General features: G+C 36.0%; 12 protein-coding genes and 15 tRNA genes. 1 reads left to right on the forward strand and 26 read right to left on the reverse strand.

All coding sequences use genetic code 11. From position 1 onward, the window contains the following. Nucleotides 1-182: 182 nt before the first annotated feature. The 6 genes from AC4D4A_RS03675 to AC4D4A_RS03700 all read right to left on the reverse strand — a co-directional run bounded on the left by AC4D4A_RS03675 (nt 183) and on the right by AC4D4A_RS03700 (nt 6,675). Nucleotides 183-1,775, reverse strand: a complete 1,593-nt coding sequence (locus tag AC4D4A_RS03675) for a long-chain-fatty-acid--CoA ligase (protein WP_490994633.1) — start codon at nt 1,773-1,775, stop codon at nt 183-185. A gap of 661 nt (nt 1,776-2,436) precedes the next feature. Next, nucleotides 2,437-2,622, reverse strand: coding sequence for a hypothetical protein (locus AC4D4A_RS03680; protein WP_490994634.1), 186 nt, complete (start codon nt 2,620-2,622; stop codon nt 2,437-2,439). A gap of 37 nt (nt 2,623-2,659) precedes the next feature. Continuing rightward, complete coding sequence (locus AC4D4A_RS03685) at nt 2,660-2,821, reverse strand: hypothetical protein (RefSeq protein ID WP_490994765.1); 162 nt, start codon at nt 2,819-2,821, stop codon at nt 2,660-2,662. Further along, nucleotides 2,818-3,414 carry an Arm DNA-binding domain-containing protein gene (locus AC4D4A_RS03690; RefSeq protein ID WP_490994635.1) on the reverse strand — a complete coding sequence of 199 codons (597 nt, stop codon included), beginning with the start codon at nt 3,412-3,414 and terminating at the stop codon, nt 2,818-2,820. Before AC4D4A_RS03690 ends, AC4D4A_RS03685 begins: the two co-directional genes overlap by 4 nt. A 188-nt stretch (nt 3,415-3,602) precedes the next feature. Further along, entirely contained in the window at nt 3,603-4,652 is a 1,050-nt protein-coding gene (locus AC4D4A_RS03695) for a hypothetical protein (protein ID WP_490994636.1), read from the reverse strand. Between the two features lie 205 nt (nt 4,653-4,857). Beyond that, nucleotides 4,858-6,675, reverse strand: a complete 1,818-nt coding sequence (locus tag AC4D4A_RS03700) for a hypothetical protein (protein WP_490994637.1) — start codon at nt 6,673-6,675, stop codon at nt 4,858-4,860. A 397-nt stretch (nt 6,676-7,072) separates the two neighbouring features. Between AC4D4A_RS03700 and AC4D4A_RS03705 the strand changes: the two genes are divergently transcribed. Then, nucleotides 7,073-8,107 carry a hypothetical protein gene (locus AC4D4A_RS03705; protein WP_490994638.1) on the forward strand — a complete coding sequence of 345 codons (1,035 nt, stop codon included), beginning with the start codon at nt 7,073-7,075 and terminating at the stop codon, nt 8,105-8,107. 1,220 nt (nt 8,108-9,327) lie between these two features. Here AC4D4A_RS03705 and AC4D4A_RS03710 read toward each other — a convergent pair. The 20 genes from AC4D4A_RS03710 to argH all read right to left on the reverse strand — a co-directional run bounded on the left by AC4D4A_RS03710 (nt 9,328) and on the right by argH (nt 20,240). Next, nucleotides 9,328-13,869 (reverse strand): NACHT domain-containing protein, encoded by a 4,542-nt coding sequence (locus AC4D4A_RS03710; RefSeq protein WP_490994639.1) that lies wholly within the window; start codon nt 13,867-13,869, stop codon nt 9,328-9,330. A 1,036-nt stretch (nt 13,870-14,905) separates the two neighbouring features. After that, entirely contained in the window at nt 14,906-15,115 is a 210-nt protein-coding gene (locus AC4D4A_RS03715; RefSeq protein ID WP_490994640.1) for a hypothetical protein, read from the reverse strand. Between the two features lie 134 nt (nt 15,116-15,249). Continuing rightward, a tRNA-Glu gene (locus AC4D4A_RS03720) sits at nt 15,250-15,321 on the reverse strand. A gap of 3 nt (nt 15,322-15,324) precedes the next feature. Beyond that, nucleotides 15,325-15,399: transfer RNA gene (locus AC4D4A_RS03725), tRNA-Asn, on the reverse strand. An 84-nt stretch (nt 15,400-15,483) separates the two neighbouring features. Continuing rightward, nucleotides 15,484-15,557: transfer RNA gene (locus tag AC4D4A_RS03730), tRNA-Gly, on the reverse strand. 90 nt (nt 15,558-15,647) lie between these two features. Next, nucleotides 15,648-15,721, reverse strand: a tRNA-Trp gene (locus AC4D4A_RS03735). 8 nt (nt 15,722-15,729) lie between these two features. Beyond that, a tRNA-Tyr gene (locus AC4D4A_RS03740) sits at nt 15,730-15,813 on the reverse strand. 12 nt (nt 15,814-15,825) lie between these two features. Beyond that, nucleotides 15,826-15,898, reverse strand: a tRNA-Thr gene (locus AC4D4A_RS03745). Between the two features lie 43 nt (nt 15,899-15,941). Beyond that, a tRNA-Phe gene (locus AC4D4A_RS03750) sits at nt 15,942-16,017 on the reverse strand. 16 nt (nt 16,018-16,033) lie between these two features. Then, a tRNA-Asp gene (locus tag AC4D4A_RS03755) sits at nt 16,034-16,110 on the reverse strand. A gap of 5 nt (nt 16,111-16,115) precedes the next feature. Next, nucleotides 16,116-16,189: transfer RNA gene (locus tag AC4D4A_RS03760), tRNA-Met, on the reverse strand. Between the two features lie 47 nt (nt 16,190-16,236). After that, nucleotides 16,237-16,329, reverse strand: a tRNA-Ser gene (locus tag AC4D4A_RS03765). Between the two features lie 118 nt (nt 16,330-16,447). Continuing rightward, nucleotides 16,448-16,523: transfer RNA gene (locus AC4D4A_RS03770), tRNA-Ala, on the reverse strand. Nucleotides 16,524-16,602: 79 nt separating this feature from the next. Continuing rightward, a tRNA-Arg gene (locus tag AC4D4A_RS03775) sits at nt 16,603-16,679 on the reverse strand. A gap of 18 nt (nt 16,680-16,697) precedes the next feature. Then, nucleotides 16,698-16,783: transfer RNA gene (locus AC4D4A_RS03780), tRNA-Leu, on the reverse strand. A gap of 14 nt (nt 16,784-16,797) precedes the next feature. Next, a tRNA-Gly gene (locus tag AC4D4A_RS03785) sits at nt 16,798-16,872 on the reverse strand. A 7-nt stretch (nt 16,873-16,879) separates the two neighbouring features. After that, nucleotides 16,880-16,961, reverse strand: a tRNA-Leu gene (locus tag AC4D4A_RS03790). A gap of 390 nt (nt 16,962-17,351) precedes the next feature. Next, the gene (locus AC4D4A_RS03795; protein ID WP_490994641.1) at nt 17,352-17,840 is read right to left on the reverse strand and encodes a hypothetical protein; all 489 of its coding nucleotides are present in this window, start codon (nt 17,838-17,840) and stop codon (nt 17,352-17,354) included. 56 nt (nt 17,841-17,896) lie between these two features. Next, on the reverse strand, nt 17,897-18,640 hold the full coding sequence (gene nagB, locus AC4D4A_RS03800; RefSeq protein WP_490994642.1) for a glucosamine-6-phosphate deaminase: 744 nt from the start codon (nt 18,638-18,640) through the stop codon (nt 17,897-17,899). A 109-nt stretch (nt 18,641-18,749) separates the two neighbouring features. Then, nucleotides 18,750-20,240, reverse strand: a complete 1,491-nt coding sequence (gene argH, locus AC4D4A_RS03805; protein ID WP_490994643.1) for an argininosuccinate lyase — start codon at nt 20,238-20,240, stop codon at nt 18,750-18,752. Nucleotides 20,241-20,339: the final 99 nt, after the last annotated feature.

Consider the following 20,339-nt stretch of genomic DNA (forward strand, 5'->3'; position numbering starts at 1 on the left):
CTTAAATTAATTAAATCGAAATATGTTGCACCCTTAAATAGATTCTAAGAAAGAGCAAACTCATTTCTAAAATATTTAAAGACTCGCTAGTCAGATTGCGAGTCTTTAATATATTGATTATATTTTTTTGCTATTCTAACCTACTACATATCCTACCAAAATAATCTTCAGTTGATATTTTATTAATTGACGAATTTCCCGCCTTTTCCGGCTTCCTCCCAGTAATCATTACGAAGGACTACCTTTTGTATTTTCCCAGAAGCTGTCTTTGGCAGTTCGCTTACAAAGGTTGCTCCTGTTATCGCTTTAAAATGAGCTAACCTCTCTCTTGTAAATGCAATTAATTCCTCTTCAGAAACGTTTCTTCCCTCTCTTTGAACAATAAAGGCATGCGGAGTTTCTCCCCACTTTTCATGAGGAACAGCGATTACCGCTGCTTCTAATACATCGGGGTGGTCATATAACACGCCCTCAACCTCGATGGAAGAGATATTTTCTCCTCCGCTTATAATAACATCTTTCTTCCTATCGACAATATCAATATGTCCATATTCATCTACAGTAGCCATATCTCCCGTATGAAGCCATCCGTTTTTAATCGCCTCCATCGTTGCCTCTTCATTCTTCCAGTATCCTAACATGACTCCATTACTTCTTGTAATGACTTCCCCAATCTCTTTACCGTTATGCTCGACTTCTTCGCCATGTTCAGTCACAACTTTAACATCACAGCCAACCATCGATATCCCAGCCTTCGATTTAATACGGTATTGTTCCTCAGTAGATAACTCCTTTAATTCTGAGCGAACAACTGAAATCAAGCTTAAAGGAGAAGATTCAGTCATTCCATATACTTGTATGAAATCCCAGCCTAGCTCTTTTTCCACTCGTCTAACAAAGGCTGGCGGTGGTGCCGAACCGGCAATGACAACTCGAACTGTTTGTTCAATATTAGAACTATTCTGGTCATAATATTGCAGGAGTGCATTTAACACGGTTGGTGCCATATGCATAATGTTTACTTTATGTTTTTCCAGGGCAGAAAAAATCATCTCAGGTGTCGTTTTTCGAGAGCAGACCTGAGTAGCACCGTTAGCCGTATAATAAAACGGAGAACCCCAACCATTTACATGGAACATCGGTAAGACATGAAGTAACACATCTTCATCCGTTATGCGAAGATGATGCATAGTACTTAAAGCATGAATATAGTTATTTCGATGAGTCAGCATGACTCCCTTTGGATTTCCGGTTGTTCCACTTGTATAAAGAAGGCTGGATACATCATCTTCTTCTAACGGAAATCTCTCAAATGCCTCGTTACTTTGCTCTTCCAACCAAACATCATATCCTAACTCTTCTGTCTCTGAATCTTTATAATGAACTATAATTTTTTCAATCGTTTTTAGCTTATCTTTAATTGGCAAAATCAAATGGTAAAGGTCTTGATCAACGAATAAAATTTTCGATTCACTGTGGTTTAAAATAAATTGATAATCATCTGGCTTTAATCGACTATTTAGTGGTACCATCACACCGCCCAATTGGAAAATCCCATAAAAGCCCTCCAGCATTTCAACGGAGTTTGGCGCTAAATAGGCAATACGATCCCCTTTTTGAACCCCTAATTTTTTTAACCCATGGGATAATCGATTAACTCTTTCATTTAGTTCATGATATGTAAATACCCTGTCTTCACATATGATGGCCTGCTTGTCCCCATACAAGCTTACGGCCCTATCTAAAAATTGCGTAAGTATTAATGGTACGTTCATTACTGTATCCCCCTTTACTAAAAAAATCAAAATATTCCGAATTAATTAGGCGAAACATATTCACTGGCTTGCAGCAGTACATTTTTATCAAATGTTAGGAGGAATCAATTTAACTTATATCACTTCACGCGGAATATCAATTTCTTAAAATCTCTTCGCGCTAAAATATTCAACTCTCTCCCAAATAATTAATTCGACAAGCAAGAACTATATTTCCTGCAATAATAAAGAAAAAGTAATATAAAAAAGCATTCCGAAGAATGCTTGAATGAATAATCCCTTATTGTTTGCGGTCTAAATGAAAAATAGAAATGAGCTTACTTTGATGAAATTAAGAATTCAGACTAGTACATTGACAGGGTGGGGAACCTTACTTTTTTAGAAAGCTTAATCCCAAGTGTATCAAAGGGTTGAGCCTTTTTTCTATTTTTCAGTAAAAATCCAATTACGCCTGTATTTTAATACATTGGACAAATACTGCACAGAAGCTGTACACGACACTGCACAACTCCACTATTTCCAATGGTTTCAGCTGTCTCCATCATTTCCGTTAAATCCAAAATGTTCACCGAACCGATTCGCTGTCCACTTCTACATTTCCTCGTTTGTATGAGAATAGATATCGAGTGTTATGCCGACTCTGGCAAGTCCAAGCCGCTCACTAACCACTTTCGGATTTCTCTCCCATCCTCATAAGAATCGTTGCATGAGTATGCCTGAGATTATGGAATGCCATATAAGGAACCCTCGCTTGCTTGATTAACCACCGATATTTTCGCAAAAGGTTTCGCGGCTCCATATACGTTCCGACAGAAGAAGCAATGACAATTCCCATTTTATTCGGCACTTGAACCTTTTTAAATTCTACTAATGCATCTCACACATCAGGAGAAAGAAAAACCTCTCGTACAGATTTGAGCCGATTTCATTGTCTTCACATATAAGCCCTTCTCTTTCGTCCTAACCAACGATTCGATTACGTGAATCACACCTTTATCCAAATCGATGTTATTCCAGCGAAGCGCTAATAACTCTCCGCGTCTCATTCCTGTGAAGATGGCCAACAAGAAGGGAATGAATTCACCTTCCCGCTCACAAATTTCAAGAAATATTTTAGCTTCCTCAACCGTCCAAGTTTGCTTACCCTGTTTATGAACTGTCGGGGGCGTTGCATCACGAGCATGATGCTCTTAATCAATCCCCATTTTACCCCTTTCTGCAAAGCCTTGGAGAGAAGATTATGCATCTTCCTTACGGTTGCGTTCGCTAATCCTTCCTGAAGCTTGGCAGCATAGAACTGATCAATATCATAGGGTGTTATCTTGGATAACGGCGTTGATTTAAAATGTGGAACTAAATGATACTGGACGATTTGTTCAGCTTTCTCATAGGTTAGCAACTGGACTTCATGCTTGTACGTCTTATGCAGCCAGGATTCGATATATTCATTAAAAAGAGTCTTCTCCGGTTCCGTATATTCTCCTGTACTAATCTGCAACTGAAGCTTCGCCATCTCTTCCAACGCTTCACGTTTGGTTTTAAAACCACTGCGATAAATCTGTTTCCTCTTGCCGGTACGTGAATCCACACCAGCATCAATCATAAACGACCATATCTTACCTACTTTTTTAACTGACAATAAAAAGACCTCCATTTTTGTGGATGGAGGTAGGGATGGTAATAGTATGTACAAACACTTAAAAATATAACGGTTTGATTAACTCGATATTCCGATTTCTAATAATATACACTTTTCTATCTAACATCTCGGAGATTCTCCTTTACCAAATAATTTTAAAAATAAACATCATTACACATTAAAGGTAATTAGGAATAATCTGCTTTAAAGATTACTATACCATCAATTCCGATTGACATTTTATCACTTTCAATATTATTTCTCAGATTTAAGTTATCTAGTTCTTTATTAATTTTATAATTTAATCCCTCAAGTGATTTACTTGTTACTTCCTTATCTTTATATGAATCATAAATATCAAAAACATTTTCACTTATTCCTACAAAAAAACCAAGGCTATTAAGTTTCACACCTTTAAACTTAATACCTGATATAACAGAAGTCTCAATTTTTTCATTTGCAATTAGATTCATTATTCCAAGGTAATGTTTATATACAGTTTCATCTCCGTTAACTTCCACTACTTTGTCTTGACCATTAGTTGGATCCACAATATGTTGAGTAATTTCCCCATTATCATTTGGGTGAGTGGCAACAACTAGTTTTTCTAAATTTGACAATGAACTATTAAATATTTGCGGGGTAGCACCTACAGAACTTTTATAGTCAATTTGAGTTACTACCTTAAGTTGTTTTATAGCTTTTTCAACATTTTTATCATTAAAATAAATACTCCTTGTAGTTGAACCTTTAGCCTCCACTAAAAAACTTTTTGGTGTGGGTGTTTTTTTGCTTGTAGTTATGTTTGTACTAATTCCCCATAAATCAGGATTCATTTTTGTTTCCATACTTTTAGAAACTGTTATTCCTGGATTTTTTAGATGTTCTAAATGCCTGACTCCATAGTGAGATTGCATATATATTTGGGAAAATACCATTCCTAGGAAATATGCAATATTAACTTTTTCACTAGTTTCCAGATGATTAATATTTTTTATAGTTAGTGGAGAAGTAGAAAAATCGATGAATGCATTAACAGTAGCTATTTTCCATTCAGCGACTTCTTTAGGAACACTTAAAAATCCTTTAGGAGCCAAGCCAACAGTTAAAGCACCTCGCAAAACTGTATATTTACTACAAAAGTAAGTTCCACTTGAAGCTACTACTCTATTCTGATAACCTTTTAAACTTTTATAATAATTAGAATTTATACTCATAATTAGTCCAAGATACTCCATTCAATTGAAATCTTTAAATAAGTTTAGTTGACTAAAATTTATTTTTCATTCCCAATCCTTTTATTTTTTCATTATTTAAATAATATCCACATTTTAAGGGAATATAGTGAAAGATAATTTTTTTCACAACAACCTGACCTTTACTTAATGTGGAGAGTAGTTATAATAAAATAATTAATTTAACATAATATATGAAAATTAATAGCTAAAAGCTATTTCTCATCAACCTTACATAAGCTCCAAAGTTATCAATTTCTTTAACTTTTATATCTTTATCTATAATATCAGTAACTAATGGTAAAAATTTTTCATTTAATTGTTTCATTGCTACAGATTTCCTTTGACTTTTAGTACTGAGATTTTTAGCTTCAATTACCTCTAAATAACTCTTTTTATTATTTGGAGTTAAAATTAACCCATCTAATTCACAGACAGATTTCTTATTACTATCTATAAATCTTAATGATCCTGCATAAACTATTGTTAATCCTCTATATTTAATATTATTTATTCTATACCTTAGAGCACATAATTCGTGTAATCCATCTTTATCCTCAGGAAAGATTTTTTTAAACTCTTCTATATATAAATTTAATTTATTTAACGCCTTTTTGCTTCCTATTTCCAAGATAAATGGACATAATTTATTTGAATAATTATACTCACAGAAATAATCATCCTTTAATATGTTCCTAAATAAATATGTAATTATTTTTTTAATAACTACATCTATTAAGGGTCCATTATTAACCTCTTTTAAAGATAAGTGTTGATACTTTATATAATCATCTACCCCTTGAGAAATTATACTAAGGCATTTATTTAGTAATTTTTTACCACTCAATCTTTTACCTATTGAATAAACCGTCCTGTATTTTTCAAAACTTGGTGAATAACTAAAACCTACATAGCAATCTGGACCTAACTTTTTTAGTACTTCCATTTCCCTTTTAAAAACATCTGCCGGGAAACCTTTTCTCTCTTTTATTCTAAATGTTAAGCTTAAATTTTTTTCTTTATTCCAAGGTATATCATTCTCAATAATATTTGTTTCTTCATATAATGGTGACTCTTCCATATCTAATATTAATTTGTTTATTTTAGCTACATCTTTTAAATCCTTATTATTATTTAGAAAATCATTTAACTTTTTATAAATATCCAAACTTCTATATGTTCCTACCAACAACGCATTATTCTCTAGATATAAAGTATCTTCAAGTAATTCGTTAATACGCTCTAGAGTGCCAAATAAATTTGAATTATTTTTTAATATTTCATCTATAAACAAACTATGATTAAATAAAACATTTTGTAAACTAATCTCAATTGGAATATATGAAAAATGACTGTCAAGAACTATATATGAAACTTTCCTTATTTTATTGTAAAGATCTAACCATTTATCATTTTCATTGCACAAAATTTTTTTTACAATCTTTTCACTTATAACTCTATAATCTTGTAACTCACTCGTTCTACTTAACATATATAATGCATTTAACCATTGTATTTTTTGGTAATCCAAATTATCTATTAGTTTATCTAATAACTTTTTCCCTTCACTACTTAACCCCTTTTTTAATGCTTTCCTTACTTCGTAATGATCTTCTAAAAGGTAATGGAACCATACTTTGTTGCTCGAAAATGTGTCTTTAAAATGCCCCATATTAGCATATAAAACAATAAGTTCTAAAACTTCTGCACCTGATATTTTCTCTGTATATTTAAATTCTTTATCAATACCCCAAGATTTAAAATTAAATCTTGACCCTAAACCTATCTCACTGTTTTTCTGAACAAAATTAATTAGCATATATTGTAATAAAACATATTCATATCTTGTATAATGTGCTCCATTATGAATATATCTTATTGCACCTAATTGGTTTGTATCTCTTAATTTTCTATCAAGATTAAGACTTTTATTTTGGTATAGAGCTTTGGGAAACTTATATATAACAGGAGTAATTTTACCTATCCCATTGATATTATATTCCAATTTCATCGAACTACTTTCCATTAAAACCACCTCCACCTAAATATAACTACTATCCTATAAAGAAAATTTAATGTATAGAATAGACGTTATGTAACCTTGTACGATATTAAAAATGAGAGATCCTTTCTATCAATTAATATAGAGAATTCCAGAGATTAATGAGATTTTCTAATATTATAATATGGTATAATTTGCAATATACCATTATCTACATAGTATAATATTACCATATTTTAGAGTGGTGGTTTGATTTACACTAACACAGAAATCCAGTATTCTTGACTTCAATATTAGATACTTTCTGTAATAGAGAGCTCTCACACTCCATAGCCAGAAAACATATGTCATTTTTTAGGAAAACTAAAATCTAATTTAATTTCAATTATAGTATTTTATAAAAGGGAGTAACAATTATATTATGCGTATTTCGAAATCTATGCTACGTGGATATTTATTAGAAGAAGCTTTAGCAAAATTAGTTGAAAACAGTGGGTATAATTTGATTACTAATAATGTCTTAAACAAACCACATTTGAATCCCGAATTTATTTTACGTGGAAACGGTCTAAATATTAAAGGTCGAGGGGGAATACACCAAGCAGATGTTTTGGGACAATTTCCATTTTCTTTACCATTTACATATCCAGTCCGTTTATTTTTAGAAGCAAAATTTAAGAATACTACAACAGGAATTGATATTATTCGATCTGGTATTGGAATTCTTCAAGACCTAAATTCTAATTATCAAACTATAGACTTAAATGGACAGGACTTATTAACACAACGTTATAACTATCAATATGCTATCTTTTCTACAAGTGGGTTTTCAAAAAACGCTATTAAATTAGCTATCGCACACAAAATTCATTTAATAGACTTAAGCGGTGATGAATACGAAGGTTTACGAAATGTCATTAGTGAAACTTCACAAATCATTTATAAAGAATTTCAAGATTATTCATTAAATGATATAAGGCAAATTATACGTAACGAATTCTTTGGATTAAATACCGATAGAAGGAATGAACAAAATCAAGAATTACGAAGAGCGCTCCAAAATTATTTTGAATATATACGATATTTTGGCGATTTATATTTAGCTTCTACAAATTCACCTTTTACCATTCTACTAAAGCCATGTACTAGTGAAAATCTTAAAACTTTATTACATAGAACGAAAAAAACAACATTCGATGTATATATAACTTGGAATTATGATGAAAGTAAACATTACTGGACTATTTCTATTGATGAATATACTTTACAGCATGTTACCTTTTCATTTGCCCTACCAACTCTATTAGCCGAATATATATTTAATCAACAAACTAAAGACCATCAAATCTCATCAGCTTTATATGCCAAAAGAAGATATTTTAATAATATAATTTTTTATTTAAAGGATTTGGAGAAATTTATTACTTTAAAGTATATAATGCCTAATTTGAGGTAGATGTGTTCTTAGGGTATTTTCTTTGATAAACAACTTAACAATCTTTAAAAGATTAGCAGACACTAGAAAACTCGTCTAAATAAGGAGAGTTTTCTAGTTAACTAACTATTTTCAAATGGTTTTCTTGATAGATTTTCTATTTTACTTTTCTCGAACCACCTAGATATTTCTTTAGTAATTCTAATGTAGACTAACGCGATATACACAATTATATGTGTCCTAATTTTTTCTGCTAGTCTTGAACTCTCTAGTGAATAAAGTTACCTGTAGCATTGATAGCAATCTTCGGATTCATTACATTTCAAAGAACAAGAATAGGCAACAATATCAAAAGATAGTTGCCTTCTTTTAAAATGTGTTGCGAGATAAACTCTACGGGTGTTACCACATACACTCAACACCGTGGAGTTTAAGAGCATCAATTACTTTTCACGACACTTGTTGCGATTACATTATTTATAGTATTGGATTTATTACCTTTGTATTACTCAACGTATTACTAGAGGAATATCTAATGTATTCCTAGCTGGGATATTTCTAATATTGAAATCAGAAATATTTTCATCTTTCCATCAGCTTTTAGCTTAGTAATCTAATTGGCCCAATTTGCTTTTCAAACATCATATCCCTAATGTCAAGACATTCTTCCGCAATATCTCTTATTTCAGAAATTGGTGAACCAGAAGTTTCGTCATTAATCCAATTATTAACTTAGAAATTTCATCTTCTATTCCCCAAACTCCTTCCACTTTACCGCTCCTTTTTTTAATAAATAATGACTCATTGAAAGTATAATATCTTTGTAATCTACTACTGATTTAGATTCTTACTCAAGCTAATGAACGAAAGCATGTACTGTTCTGATACTTAAGTTAGAATTCATTATATCAATTAAAAAATCCCTGTCTCTCTTTAAATCAATATGATTATACTTTTTTGATCGGTAAATCGAACTAGTATACCATAGATAAAGCATTATTTGCATAATAACTTTTCTATTAAAGTGTATTAAAATATTACACTTGAAAATATAAGAAATACTCTTTGCTATAGAGAGTCATATTTAGTACATTATCGAACTGGAAAGTATCATTGTATTCAATAATTACATGAAATTTTTTCTTGTTTGACTTTAATAACGGTTATCCTTATTTAATAAAAGATGTTTAGAGCAAAAACATTATTACGAAGTTTTTTACTATCTAGTAAATAGCCAAAAATTAATCATCATTTTCACCTTGCTCCTCTATAAACCATATATCGCCTTTTATTCCTGTATCAGTAAGAGTATAAATAGCACTATACACAAGCCTACCAAAAAATTTGCTAGCCATACTTGTAAAAAGTTGTTTTTCGCCCCCAACTAGCCATATCAATTGAAGGTTTTTTGCATCTAACCAATCTTTCAATAATTCAGATTTTATTAGTGCGTAAGAAGGTCCTATTTCCTTAGTACTCGGATCTAAAAAAGCTATATTTTCTTTTGTATCAAACCATTCTCCATACTCATTTTGATTTAAACTAAGACTCAATTCGCTTATTAGATGTTTATTTGGTAAATATATTGATATTGATTTATTTAATGATTTATCAATGCTGACAGACTCCCATTCATACGAAATAGTAGGGACAAGATATTTTACATTTATTAATCCATACCCATTAGAATCAGATTTTGGGTCAATCCAATCATTCATATCTTTATAACATGGATGCCATGGGTATTCCCTTAAGTACCCCTGATGTCCTGTTGAACTTGGACTTAAAATATTTGGGTCACATAAATCTTTTCCTTTTAGCTCCTCTTTAAGAGTATCTACGTCATTTTTGTGCACAATACAAGCATTAATCCTATACCAACCATCCTGACTAGGTATTATATTTTCGTTTTTTTCAGGTTTCTTACTCCATTTAGAAAAACCTCTTAAAACCATCCATTTTTCCTTATCAAATGGATTTGTCACCTCTAATAAATCCTTAATCGGAGGAATAATTGTCTTATCCCACAGCCAAGATTTCTGATGTTCTAAATTTTCATCAACAAATGGAAACGCAAAAGGTTGCCACCAATTATCCCCAAATTCATTCCATCCTGAATCTCCTGTTTCACGTAGCCAAAGAGTTGGATCCAAATCTCGTAAATGAATTTGCCAAGGTCCCCAAAACATAGAATCATCAACATCACTATAGCCACGGTTAATCCAGTACAAATTATCTGACATCAATGATAAAAGTTCATGAAAAGCAATCCATTGATACTTCTTTCCTATTCTTTCAATCCCCGCAGGCGATCTATCATGGTATCTGGCATACATTCTTTCAAAATCTGAGAATAAAGATGGATCCCATCCTAATTCATATGCTCTTTTGCATACCCATCTCTGAGCCCATTTTCGACTAAACTTTGCTAATCTATCATTGATACCTAGACCACTAACCCATCTAAAATATTCTTTTTGGTCATCGTCTAAATTAGTGTTTATATCTTCTACCAGAGTATCCCATTCATCTACTTTTTCTACTTGACTTTCATCTTCCTTTAAATCTTCCCAAGGATTCATAGATTTTAATAATTCATCAAAATTAAAATATTCATTTCTAGTTTCACTTATTTTTCTATTAACGAATGTGATGTACCTACTTTTCAGTTCATTAGGTAATATTTCGGCAAATTTCAGATGTATATCGTATGAACTTTCAGGTTTTGCTCCAATTAATGGCGTAGGAGACCAATTATGAACACAACTCATTGTATACTTTCCAAAATCACCCATAAAACCATTAACTGAATTTTTTATTGCTGATGAAAATTTATCTCCAATTAATTTATTTATATCCTCTTTCGATGGATTACTTATTGGCCATACACTTTTATAAGGAGGTCTAAATACTTCTGGATTTATCGTGCTTGGAAGAATCCCTTTATTACACGCAAGTTCCAATACCCCCCTTGCATAATCTCGCATTAATATATGTGGATATGGTTCTCCATTTTCAAATACATTTTCGAATACAACCCGTGCAAGTTCTTTTATTATCTCTTCACTATTAATATTACAAACTGCACCATAAACAGCAGCGTATAGCCTCTCCACCATATAGGGATCATTAATATTGTGATACTTTTTTATAAGGTTTGGTATTAATTCTGGTGAAAATGATAGTATCCTTGCTAATGATTTTGTAGATTGATCACGAACTTTTCGATTTGATGTAGTTGTCATCCATAATAATGTTATTGCCGTTAGTCTTAATCTTTCAGTCTCTACCTCATGTAGATTTGCCAAAAGAGACCAGTCTATTATTGTTCTTACTATTGACTCAGCTTGATCCTCATCCTCTTCCTGATCATTAATAGCAATATGGGTTGACCAAAAATTATCCCGCTCAGCTAAAGTCATACGTGTAAGGTTTCCATCCAAAAAATCTGCATTCCATGGGTGTTCTGGTTCTGTAGATAAAAATAATACTTTATCGATTGCTACAGAATGATATACATAACCGTGAATCATGTTTAGAAGTTCAATAGACCTTTCTGTAAAAGATTCTTTTGCTCTCCATTGTATAACATCTATAAATGAGCTGGAAAATAACCAATCATAATTTATTGAATCCTCTGGCACAAAATCAATAAATTCTCTATTAAGTTTCTCGGGGAAGCCAATTCCGAGTGCTTCGATTATACCTGACTTGCCACGACCATTTTTTATCAACTTTCCAATTAATCCATCTTCCATAAAATGAATTATGATATCTTCTTTGTCTATTTGGTTAATGATATATTGTGCAATAAAATGATCACTAAATCTTTCATAAGTAAATCGCACCACTTCTATTCCACGTTTGTTATTTTGTTCCGGAATAATATCTAATGATAATATTCCTTCATCAATTAACAGTGTTATTAAATTATCTCCGAGGTGGGGATTGGTATCATATTCATTTATTTTCTTAAATACTTCTGAAATATTAATACCAAACAAGTTATCAGGATAAAGTAATTGAACGAATTCGCTCAAGGCATTTTGTACTACTCTTTGACCAGGAATATATTTCTTTTTCCTATTTATAATTTTTTCAACACTCTCTATATAAAAATTAAACAGATTACTTTGTCCATATAATCCTTTTGGAAAAGATGTATATCCATTTAATTTTAGTGCTTTACAACATGTTTTTAAAAATAACGGATTACTAAATTCTGGTGAAATAATTGGAACACTTGGCTTTGAGATACCTTGATTAGCTAAATATTTCATAGCTGCCCTATGTTCAAAGCCCCTAAATCCAGTATGATATACACGGGTAAGCTTTTCTTCTGGTAATTCAGGGAGAATGTAATCTACATATGTACTACGACAACTCAATATTATGGATAGGTGAGGATAATTAGAAATTTCCATAAGGAACGAAGAAATATGATCTATCCATTCATCCTTGTAATGCCCTTCATTAATTGCATCTATAATAATTAGTGTTCTAGTTTTCTTTGCCTCACCAGCTGCATCTAGCGCTCCTAGAACCTGGGTATAAGATCCTCCTCGAATATCTAATTGTTCTAGTATAAAATTGAGTGGATTGCCTCCAGAATATCTTTGACCAAGTAAAAAGAGTGTTGGCAAGGAAGAATCTAATCGTTTAAGTGCGATATCACACAGCAAATGCGATTTTCCAATACCAGCTTCCCCTAAAAGCAACGCAGCTTTACTCATCGTAGCTTGTACAGCTTTTCCAAATAAGAATGATTTCAATTCAGATAATTCCCCCTCTATCCGATGGAATTTATTCTCAAATCCCCTCCATTTCTTTATTATTTCCTCATCTGTTTCTTTATCCAACATATCAAAGATAGTAGAACGACATGTTTCTATTAATATTTCTATGGTGCAATATATATCTTGAAGTCTTTTAAAGTGAGTAATAGAAGTCTGGTGGTCTATTAACACATTGAACGCATTATTTAAATTTTTAAGTTCCTTATATAAATCTGCCCAACAATTCTTATCTTTTTGAAGATTAATCTTTGTAAAAAACTCTGTATCAAGTTTTTTTATTTGATTCATAATTAAGGTTCTTTTATCCCTTTGACGCTTTTTCCACTCTGGACTTAGGCTCAAACCATCAAACTGATCAGCTATAGGTAAATCTAAATGATTCTCTGGTGTAAATCTCTCCCCTAAAGCTTCTCTCGACCTTAAAGCTATATTTTTAAGTATCTGTGGATGAACAATAGGTTCATTAAACCAATATAAAGCTCTGCCCGCGAAGTGAGAATCATCGGTTTGAAGCATGAGACTAATATCATGCTTGCACCAGTATATAAAATCAACTTTCATCCCTTTTGAACCAGCCAACAATTCCCATTTCTTTACGTGTTCTTCCCATTTCACCCAGGCTGAACGGACAGGTTTCCCAGAGGAAGTCACCTTTCTACTGTCTGTCCAATCTCTAGGCAGACAAACATAATATTTTGTTAATTGTGGATGCTTGTCTATAGCTGTAGCAACAGACTTAGAAATCTGATTCCATTGTTCATCTTCCATCCTATCTGTAAAATATTTCGCTTGCCATACATGTTCTGTACCGTCGTGGAGCTTCCAATAACATTCAACACCAGCATCCCCTCCAGCCCCCTCTTTTCTCACAAAATAATTAGCGTTTTCAGGCTTTTTTAAATGTGCAAGTTGACAGATAAGTTCTTCAAATCCATTGTCTTGGCTTCCATCAAAACTTCTTATTTTAGAAAAATCTAAATCTAACAAGATAAAGTCCCCCTCTGAAAATTTTATTTGTAGTTCATAAAATTTATAATCATTTGAATTAAATCCCATAATATAACATAATATTAACAAATTTTTACTACAGCAGGGAAAGGAATTAAAGGGAATTTTGGATTGTTATAACATGATTTGGATTTTTTTGAACTAAATATCGCGAGTGAGGTTCAGATAAATTCATTGAGGAAACAGTAAAGTACATTTACGATTATTTAACTTTGGGGAAAGATATTTGCTACATAAAGAACGAAAGAAATAGAGGGGGAAAGAGGTTCATATTACTACATTACTTTAGTATAACGTGATCTTAGTGAGGGAATGCATTAACCCATCTAATAGGTTAGATTTATTGGCTAAAACATCGTCATTCTATTTAATCACTTATTTTTTAATTGTAAAAATCAGCTTTAATTTTGAATACTCAAAGCTGGTTTTTACGATTTTTTCGAATTTCCCAGTACTTTAACATATCCATTTAATAAAGCAAGATGACTATCTACCAGTCCTTAGGCTTACTTTATTTACATAACCAATTATTCACTGGCATTCCATTAGGAGAGTAGTCAACGCTAATCTATAATCAATCGCTATAGAGAAGTTATATTTATTAATTGCATTAACCATAAGAATTGTACCCTACCTTTCACCCACCATAGTCATTCTTATACAGAATGCACAAAAATTGCACAGAACTTCTAGAAACAATGGAATTAATCGATTCAGCTTGTATAAATTGTCGTTGCCACCCTGTATTAATGGACTGTTCGGACTATATTTATGCATATATTGTGTATAAGATTAGGAATAGTAAATTGACAGGGTGGGGGTCCATACTTTTTAAGAAGGCTTAACCACAAGTGTCTCAAGGGGTTGATCCTTCTCTCTTTTTTTCAGAAAAAAATCATTATACCTGAATTTTTATACATCCGATAAATACTGTACAAGCCAGTGTTTCCAACGGATTTAGTTGCCTCCGTTAATTCAGTGAAGTCCAAAATGTTCACCGGATTGATTTGAGTCCTTATCGAATCTGACTTTTACGTGTGAATCTCCTTCTATAATTACCTTTATCAGGGATTGGTAGAAGAATGTTTCTCGTTATCATAAGAGTAGGTAATCCAATCCCTATGTATTCATCGGAACCGAGAGGTGTACTATCAGCATCGCCTACGGTTTTTTCTGTGCATTTCAGAATAGCATCCTCCTCTTCTACCTTATTACCTTTACTCAAAAGTAATCCCTAAACTTACATTAGAATCAGAGAAGCATCCATAGGTCCCACTAAAGATAAAAATTGAGGGTCAACAGCTATAAGAAGATTGTCGCAAATAGAAAAAAACCATGTACCTATTGTACATGGTTTTATGACCCCTACGGGATTCGAACCCGTGTTACCGCCGTGAAAGGGCGGTGTCTTAACCGCTTGACCAAGGGGCCAAATGGCTCCGCAGGTAGGATTCGAACCTACGACCGCTCGGTTAACAGCCGAGTGCTCTACCACTGAGCTACTGCGGAATAATAATGTGGGCGACTCTAACTATACTGAAACTTATGAGGCGTGTGCTCTAACCAGCTAAGCTAAAGGCCAATATGATTTTTTGGAGCGGGTGAAGGGAATCGAACCCTCATCATCAGCTTGGAAGGCTGAGGTTTTACCACTAAACTACACCCGCATCTATGGGACGGTTGATGAAATTCGAACCCACGAATGTCGGAACCACAATCCGATCCGTTAACCACTTCGTAACAATCGCCATAACTATTGGCAGGGGCAGTAGGAATTGAACCCACACTGGAGGTTTTGGAGACCTCTGTTCTACCTTTAAACTATGCCCCTATAATGAATGGTGGAGGGGGGCAGATTCGAACTGCCGAACCCGAAGGAGCGGATTTACAGTCCGCCGCGTTTAGCCACTTCGCTACCCCTCCGATTATTTTGAGTGCCGGCAAGAGGACTTGAACCCCCAACCTACTGATTACAAGTCAGTTGCTCTACCAATTGAGCTACACCGGCATAATATTTAGGAAATAATTACTTATTAAATATTAATTTATAATGGTGGCTCAGGACGGAATCGAACCGCCGACACAAGGATTTTCAGTCCTTTGCTCTACCGACTGAGCTACTGAGCCGACTTCATTATGTAAATGGCGGTCCGGACGGGACTCGAACCCGCGACCTCCTGCGTGACAGGCAGGCATTCTAACCAACTGAACTACCGGACCATTTATTGCGGGGACAGGATTTGAACCTGCGACCTTCGGGTTATGAGCCCGACGAGCTACCAGACTGCTCCACCCCGCGACAATAATAATTTGTTTCCATATACTACAAGGTATTTAAGGTATATATGGCGGAGGAAGAGGGATTCGAACCCCCGCGCGGTTTAACCCGCCTCCCGGTTTTCAAGACCGGTCCCTTCAGCCAGACTTGGGTATTCCTCCATATAGGTTGTGGACCTTGTAAGACTCGAACTTGCGGCCGGAAAGTCACGAGCCGTCTGCTCTAACCACCTGTGCTACATCGTCAAAATCAAAATCCTATTGGGTTTAAGTTAAGTAATGGTGGAGCCTAGCGGGATCGAACCGCTGACCTCCTGCGTGCAAAGCAGGCGCTCTCCCAGCTGAGCTAAGGCCCCATATTTTTTAGGATTCGAACCTGGCTCCTTGGTCCCAAACCAAGTAGTCTACCAAGCTCAGCTACTTCCCTGAAAGGAATGGCGCGCCCGAGAGGAGTCGAACCCCTAACCTTTTGATCCGTAGTCAAACGCTCTATCCAATTGAGCTACGGGCGCATTCTTGCAAAAAACTAGTGCCGAGGGCCGGTCTCGAACCGGCACGGTAGTCACCTACCGCAGGATTTTAAGTCCTGTGCGTCTGCCAATTCCGCCACCCCGGCATATAACTTGGCATTGGAGCGGAAGACGGGATTCGAACCCGCGACCCCCACCTTGGCAAGGTGGTGTTCTACCACTGAACTACTTCCGCATATAAGTGCGGGTGAAGGGAGTCGAACCCCCACGCCGTAAGGCGCCAGATCCTAAGTCTGGTGCGTCTGCCAATTCCGCCACACCCGCATGTTTATAGATGGTGAGCCATGAAGGACTCGTACCTGTGATCCTCGAGCTTTTAATTAATTTCAAACTATCTCGTTAACTGCTTTTTTATTCTAATCTGTATTTATCTATATTTCAACAAGTAATATATGGTAATATTAATTTATTTTTCTTCCTATATCCAAAAGATTAAACTTCCATGAATACACTATCATACACAGGAGTACAGGTTCCTCATATGGTGTTAGAGCCCTTGCTTATACGCTATATAAAGCTTTATAATTCTATTCCTGATTTCCAATTGGTAATGAAGAAGTAACTCTCATTCTTCGCTGAGTCTGTACCAATCAAGCTAAAGAAACAGTTCTTTCATCCGACTCCCTTTATTTTCTTTAAAATATATTGGTATATTTAATTCATATGGTCATAGATAATTGCTTTGAATATCTGTTTGAGCTCTTTTGATGTTTTTCCGCGAAGCCATTCGACCTGGTCAATTGGCAGCGTGAGCTTAAGGGTGATCTTTTCATCAGGCATCTCGACTTTCCTTATGTCGGCAAGGGAAATACCCTTCTCAATATTAGGAAAATTGGTCTCGTTCTCATTGATAGAGTAAAGACCCTGGTACTCATTGGGACCATCAATCGAGCAATTCAAGTTCAACTGTGGGAGACGACCAGGAATGGATTTTATATACATGAATGAGCTGATTACTCTGCTATCGCTCAGCTCAATTTCAGCGATAATGCTCTCGCGACTGCTATATTTCTTTAGAGCTACCTCGCTCACGATGATGTCGAGCTCTAATGAAAATCCGGATGAAGTTTCCAATATATAAATCGCACTATTGAAAATATGGACTTTCTCACCGTCAAGATTTACCGTTTTTACTCCAACCATGTCATTCCCCTCCAAAAGAGACGTTGGGAGAGCGTCCTCGCCCGGCTTATTTTCTTTTATTCTACTAAATCAGGGTTAAATCCTCCAAGTGCGTCTTCATCGGCGATGACAATGACATTCGGATGCTCCTTTAAAACCGAAGCGGGGAAGTTCTCAGATATTTTGCCTTCAAACAGCCGTTTTACTGCGGGATCCTTCTCTTTCCCCGAAACGAGCAGAAGGATCATTCTGCTTTCCATTATGGTGCTGATTCCCATAGTGATTGCTTGCTTTGGCACATCTTCAAAACTGGTGAAAAACCTGGCGTTTGCCTTGCGCGTAGATAGAGCGAGGTCTACGATATGCGTCCGGCTCAAAAATGAGGTGCCAGGTTCATTGAAACCAATATGGCCATTCTGTCCAAGCCCAAGCACCTGGAGATCAATGCCTCCCGCTTCCTTAATCCTCTTTTCATAGGCGAAGCATTCTTCCTCCAGGATGGCGGCAATCCCATTCGGAACATTCGTCCGGTCTCGCATGATGTCAACATGGCGGAACAGCTTCTCCTCCATATAGTAACGGTAGCTGTTCGGATCATCTGAGCCGATGCCCACATACTCATCCAGATTGAAGCTTGTCGCCTTTCTTAGGCTAAGATTCCCATTTTTGAATTCCCCGGCCATGCAGCGATACAGACCTTCAGGCGTTGAGCCTGTTGCAAGCCCAAGCACTGGTGCTTCTAGCCTGTCAATCTCTTCAGCCAGCATGTCACAGGCACGCTGGCTCATCTCGCCGGTATCTTTTACACAGATCAATTTCATTCCTATCACCCTCCGCATCATCACTATTTATACGATTCTTTTTACCCTCTTAAAATCTATCTATCCATAAAAAAGGAGAAAAATCCGGATGACTTTTCTCCTTCCTCTTTTAAAACCGGAATTCAAGTAGTTCTTTCCGCTTTTGCTCAAGCTCCTCCACAATAGCGAGATACTCCTTGTCCTGTGTGGCCAATGTCTTTTCCCGTTCGGCAATCATCCGCGCGACTTCCTTCGGGCTTGGCCCACCCTGGATGCTCCGGATTTCAACAAAATACTCTGGAGAAATGATTTTCTGCCATTCCTCCTTGGTCAAGTTAACATCTACTGTTTCAGCAATCATGCTGTTGATTTCGGCAATATCCCAGTCATATAGCTCTTTCCTGAGACTTGCGGTTTCCTTTGAAATTCTGCTCGAGATTGAGTGAGCTTTCCTGAACGAGATCCCGTAGTCACGCGCGAGCGTATCCGCCAGCTCCGTAATTGTGATGCTTGATTTATTCGCCATCTTCCGGGCGTGCTCCTTATCGACCTCAAGCGTGGCAATGACTGCGTACATCAGCCGCATCACACGGCTGGCATTGTTGAAAGACCGGTATAGATGGGGTTGAAGATCATCCTCGGTATCAACGATGTCGCCAAACGGTGTATTATGCACCATCCCGACAGCCGCAAGCGCATCGCCATACGCACTGCTTGCAATAGAGCGCGAATGTTCAATCGAAACCGGATTTCGTTTTTGCGGCATAATGCTGCTACACTGGACATATGGATCCGCCACACGGAAGGTGCCGAATTCCCGCGTCACATGCTGAAGGAAGTCCTGGATCCAACGTCCGGTGTTTACCATGCATGTCATCAAGGCCGTTCCTGTCTCAAGTAAGTAATCTGCACCGCCAATCGAATCATAGGAGTTTTCAATAATCCCGTCAAAGCCAAGCAGATTACGCATCCGCTCCCGGTTGACAGGAAATCCCGTAGTTGTCAGGGCGGCGGCCCCAAGCGCAGATTGGTTCACTGTCCGGTAAGCTGCCTGCATCCGCTTGATGTCACGCTGAAGGACATCATAGATTGCAAGCAGATAATGACCGAGCGTCGTCGGCTGTGCCGGCTGTGTATGCGTATAGCCTGTCATATACGTCTCCTTGTTATCAGCTGCCTGTTCAAGCAGCGCTTCTGACAGGCGATTCATATTGCCAATCAGTCTAAGCAAATGACGGCGCAGAACAAGGCGATACATCGCGATCCCCATATCATTTCGGCTCCGGCCGATATGAATCTTTCCAGCAAGCTCGCTGCCGATTTCCTCGCCGATCTTTGCTTCCATCATGAAGAACAAATCCTCAAATTCAGGAAGGTATGAAAGCTGAGTCCAATCTGTCTCTCCAACCTTGTTGATGCCCTCAAGCATCGTCTTCGCTTCTGACTCCTCAATGATTTTCTGCTCGGCCAGCATGATGACATGAGCGCGGTGGATATCAAACATCACCTCAAACAGATAATCACGCTGGTCGTTAAACACAGGCATCAAAAGCTCTTCTGCATATGTTTTTCCCGGAAAGTAAATCCCTTCACTCTGAATGAATTCTTCTCGCTTTTTCATCATTTCATCTCCGATTTTACGCCTCATTCTAAAAGGCGGTAGCTTGATTGAGCATGGAATAGATTCCATGGTGTCAAAGGGACAGCCCCAAAAGAATCT

Source organism: Pradoshia sp. Z5_111, assembly GCF_058267535.1.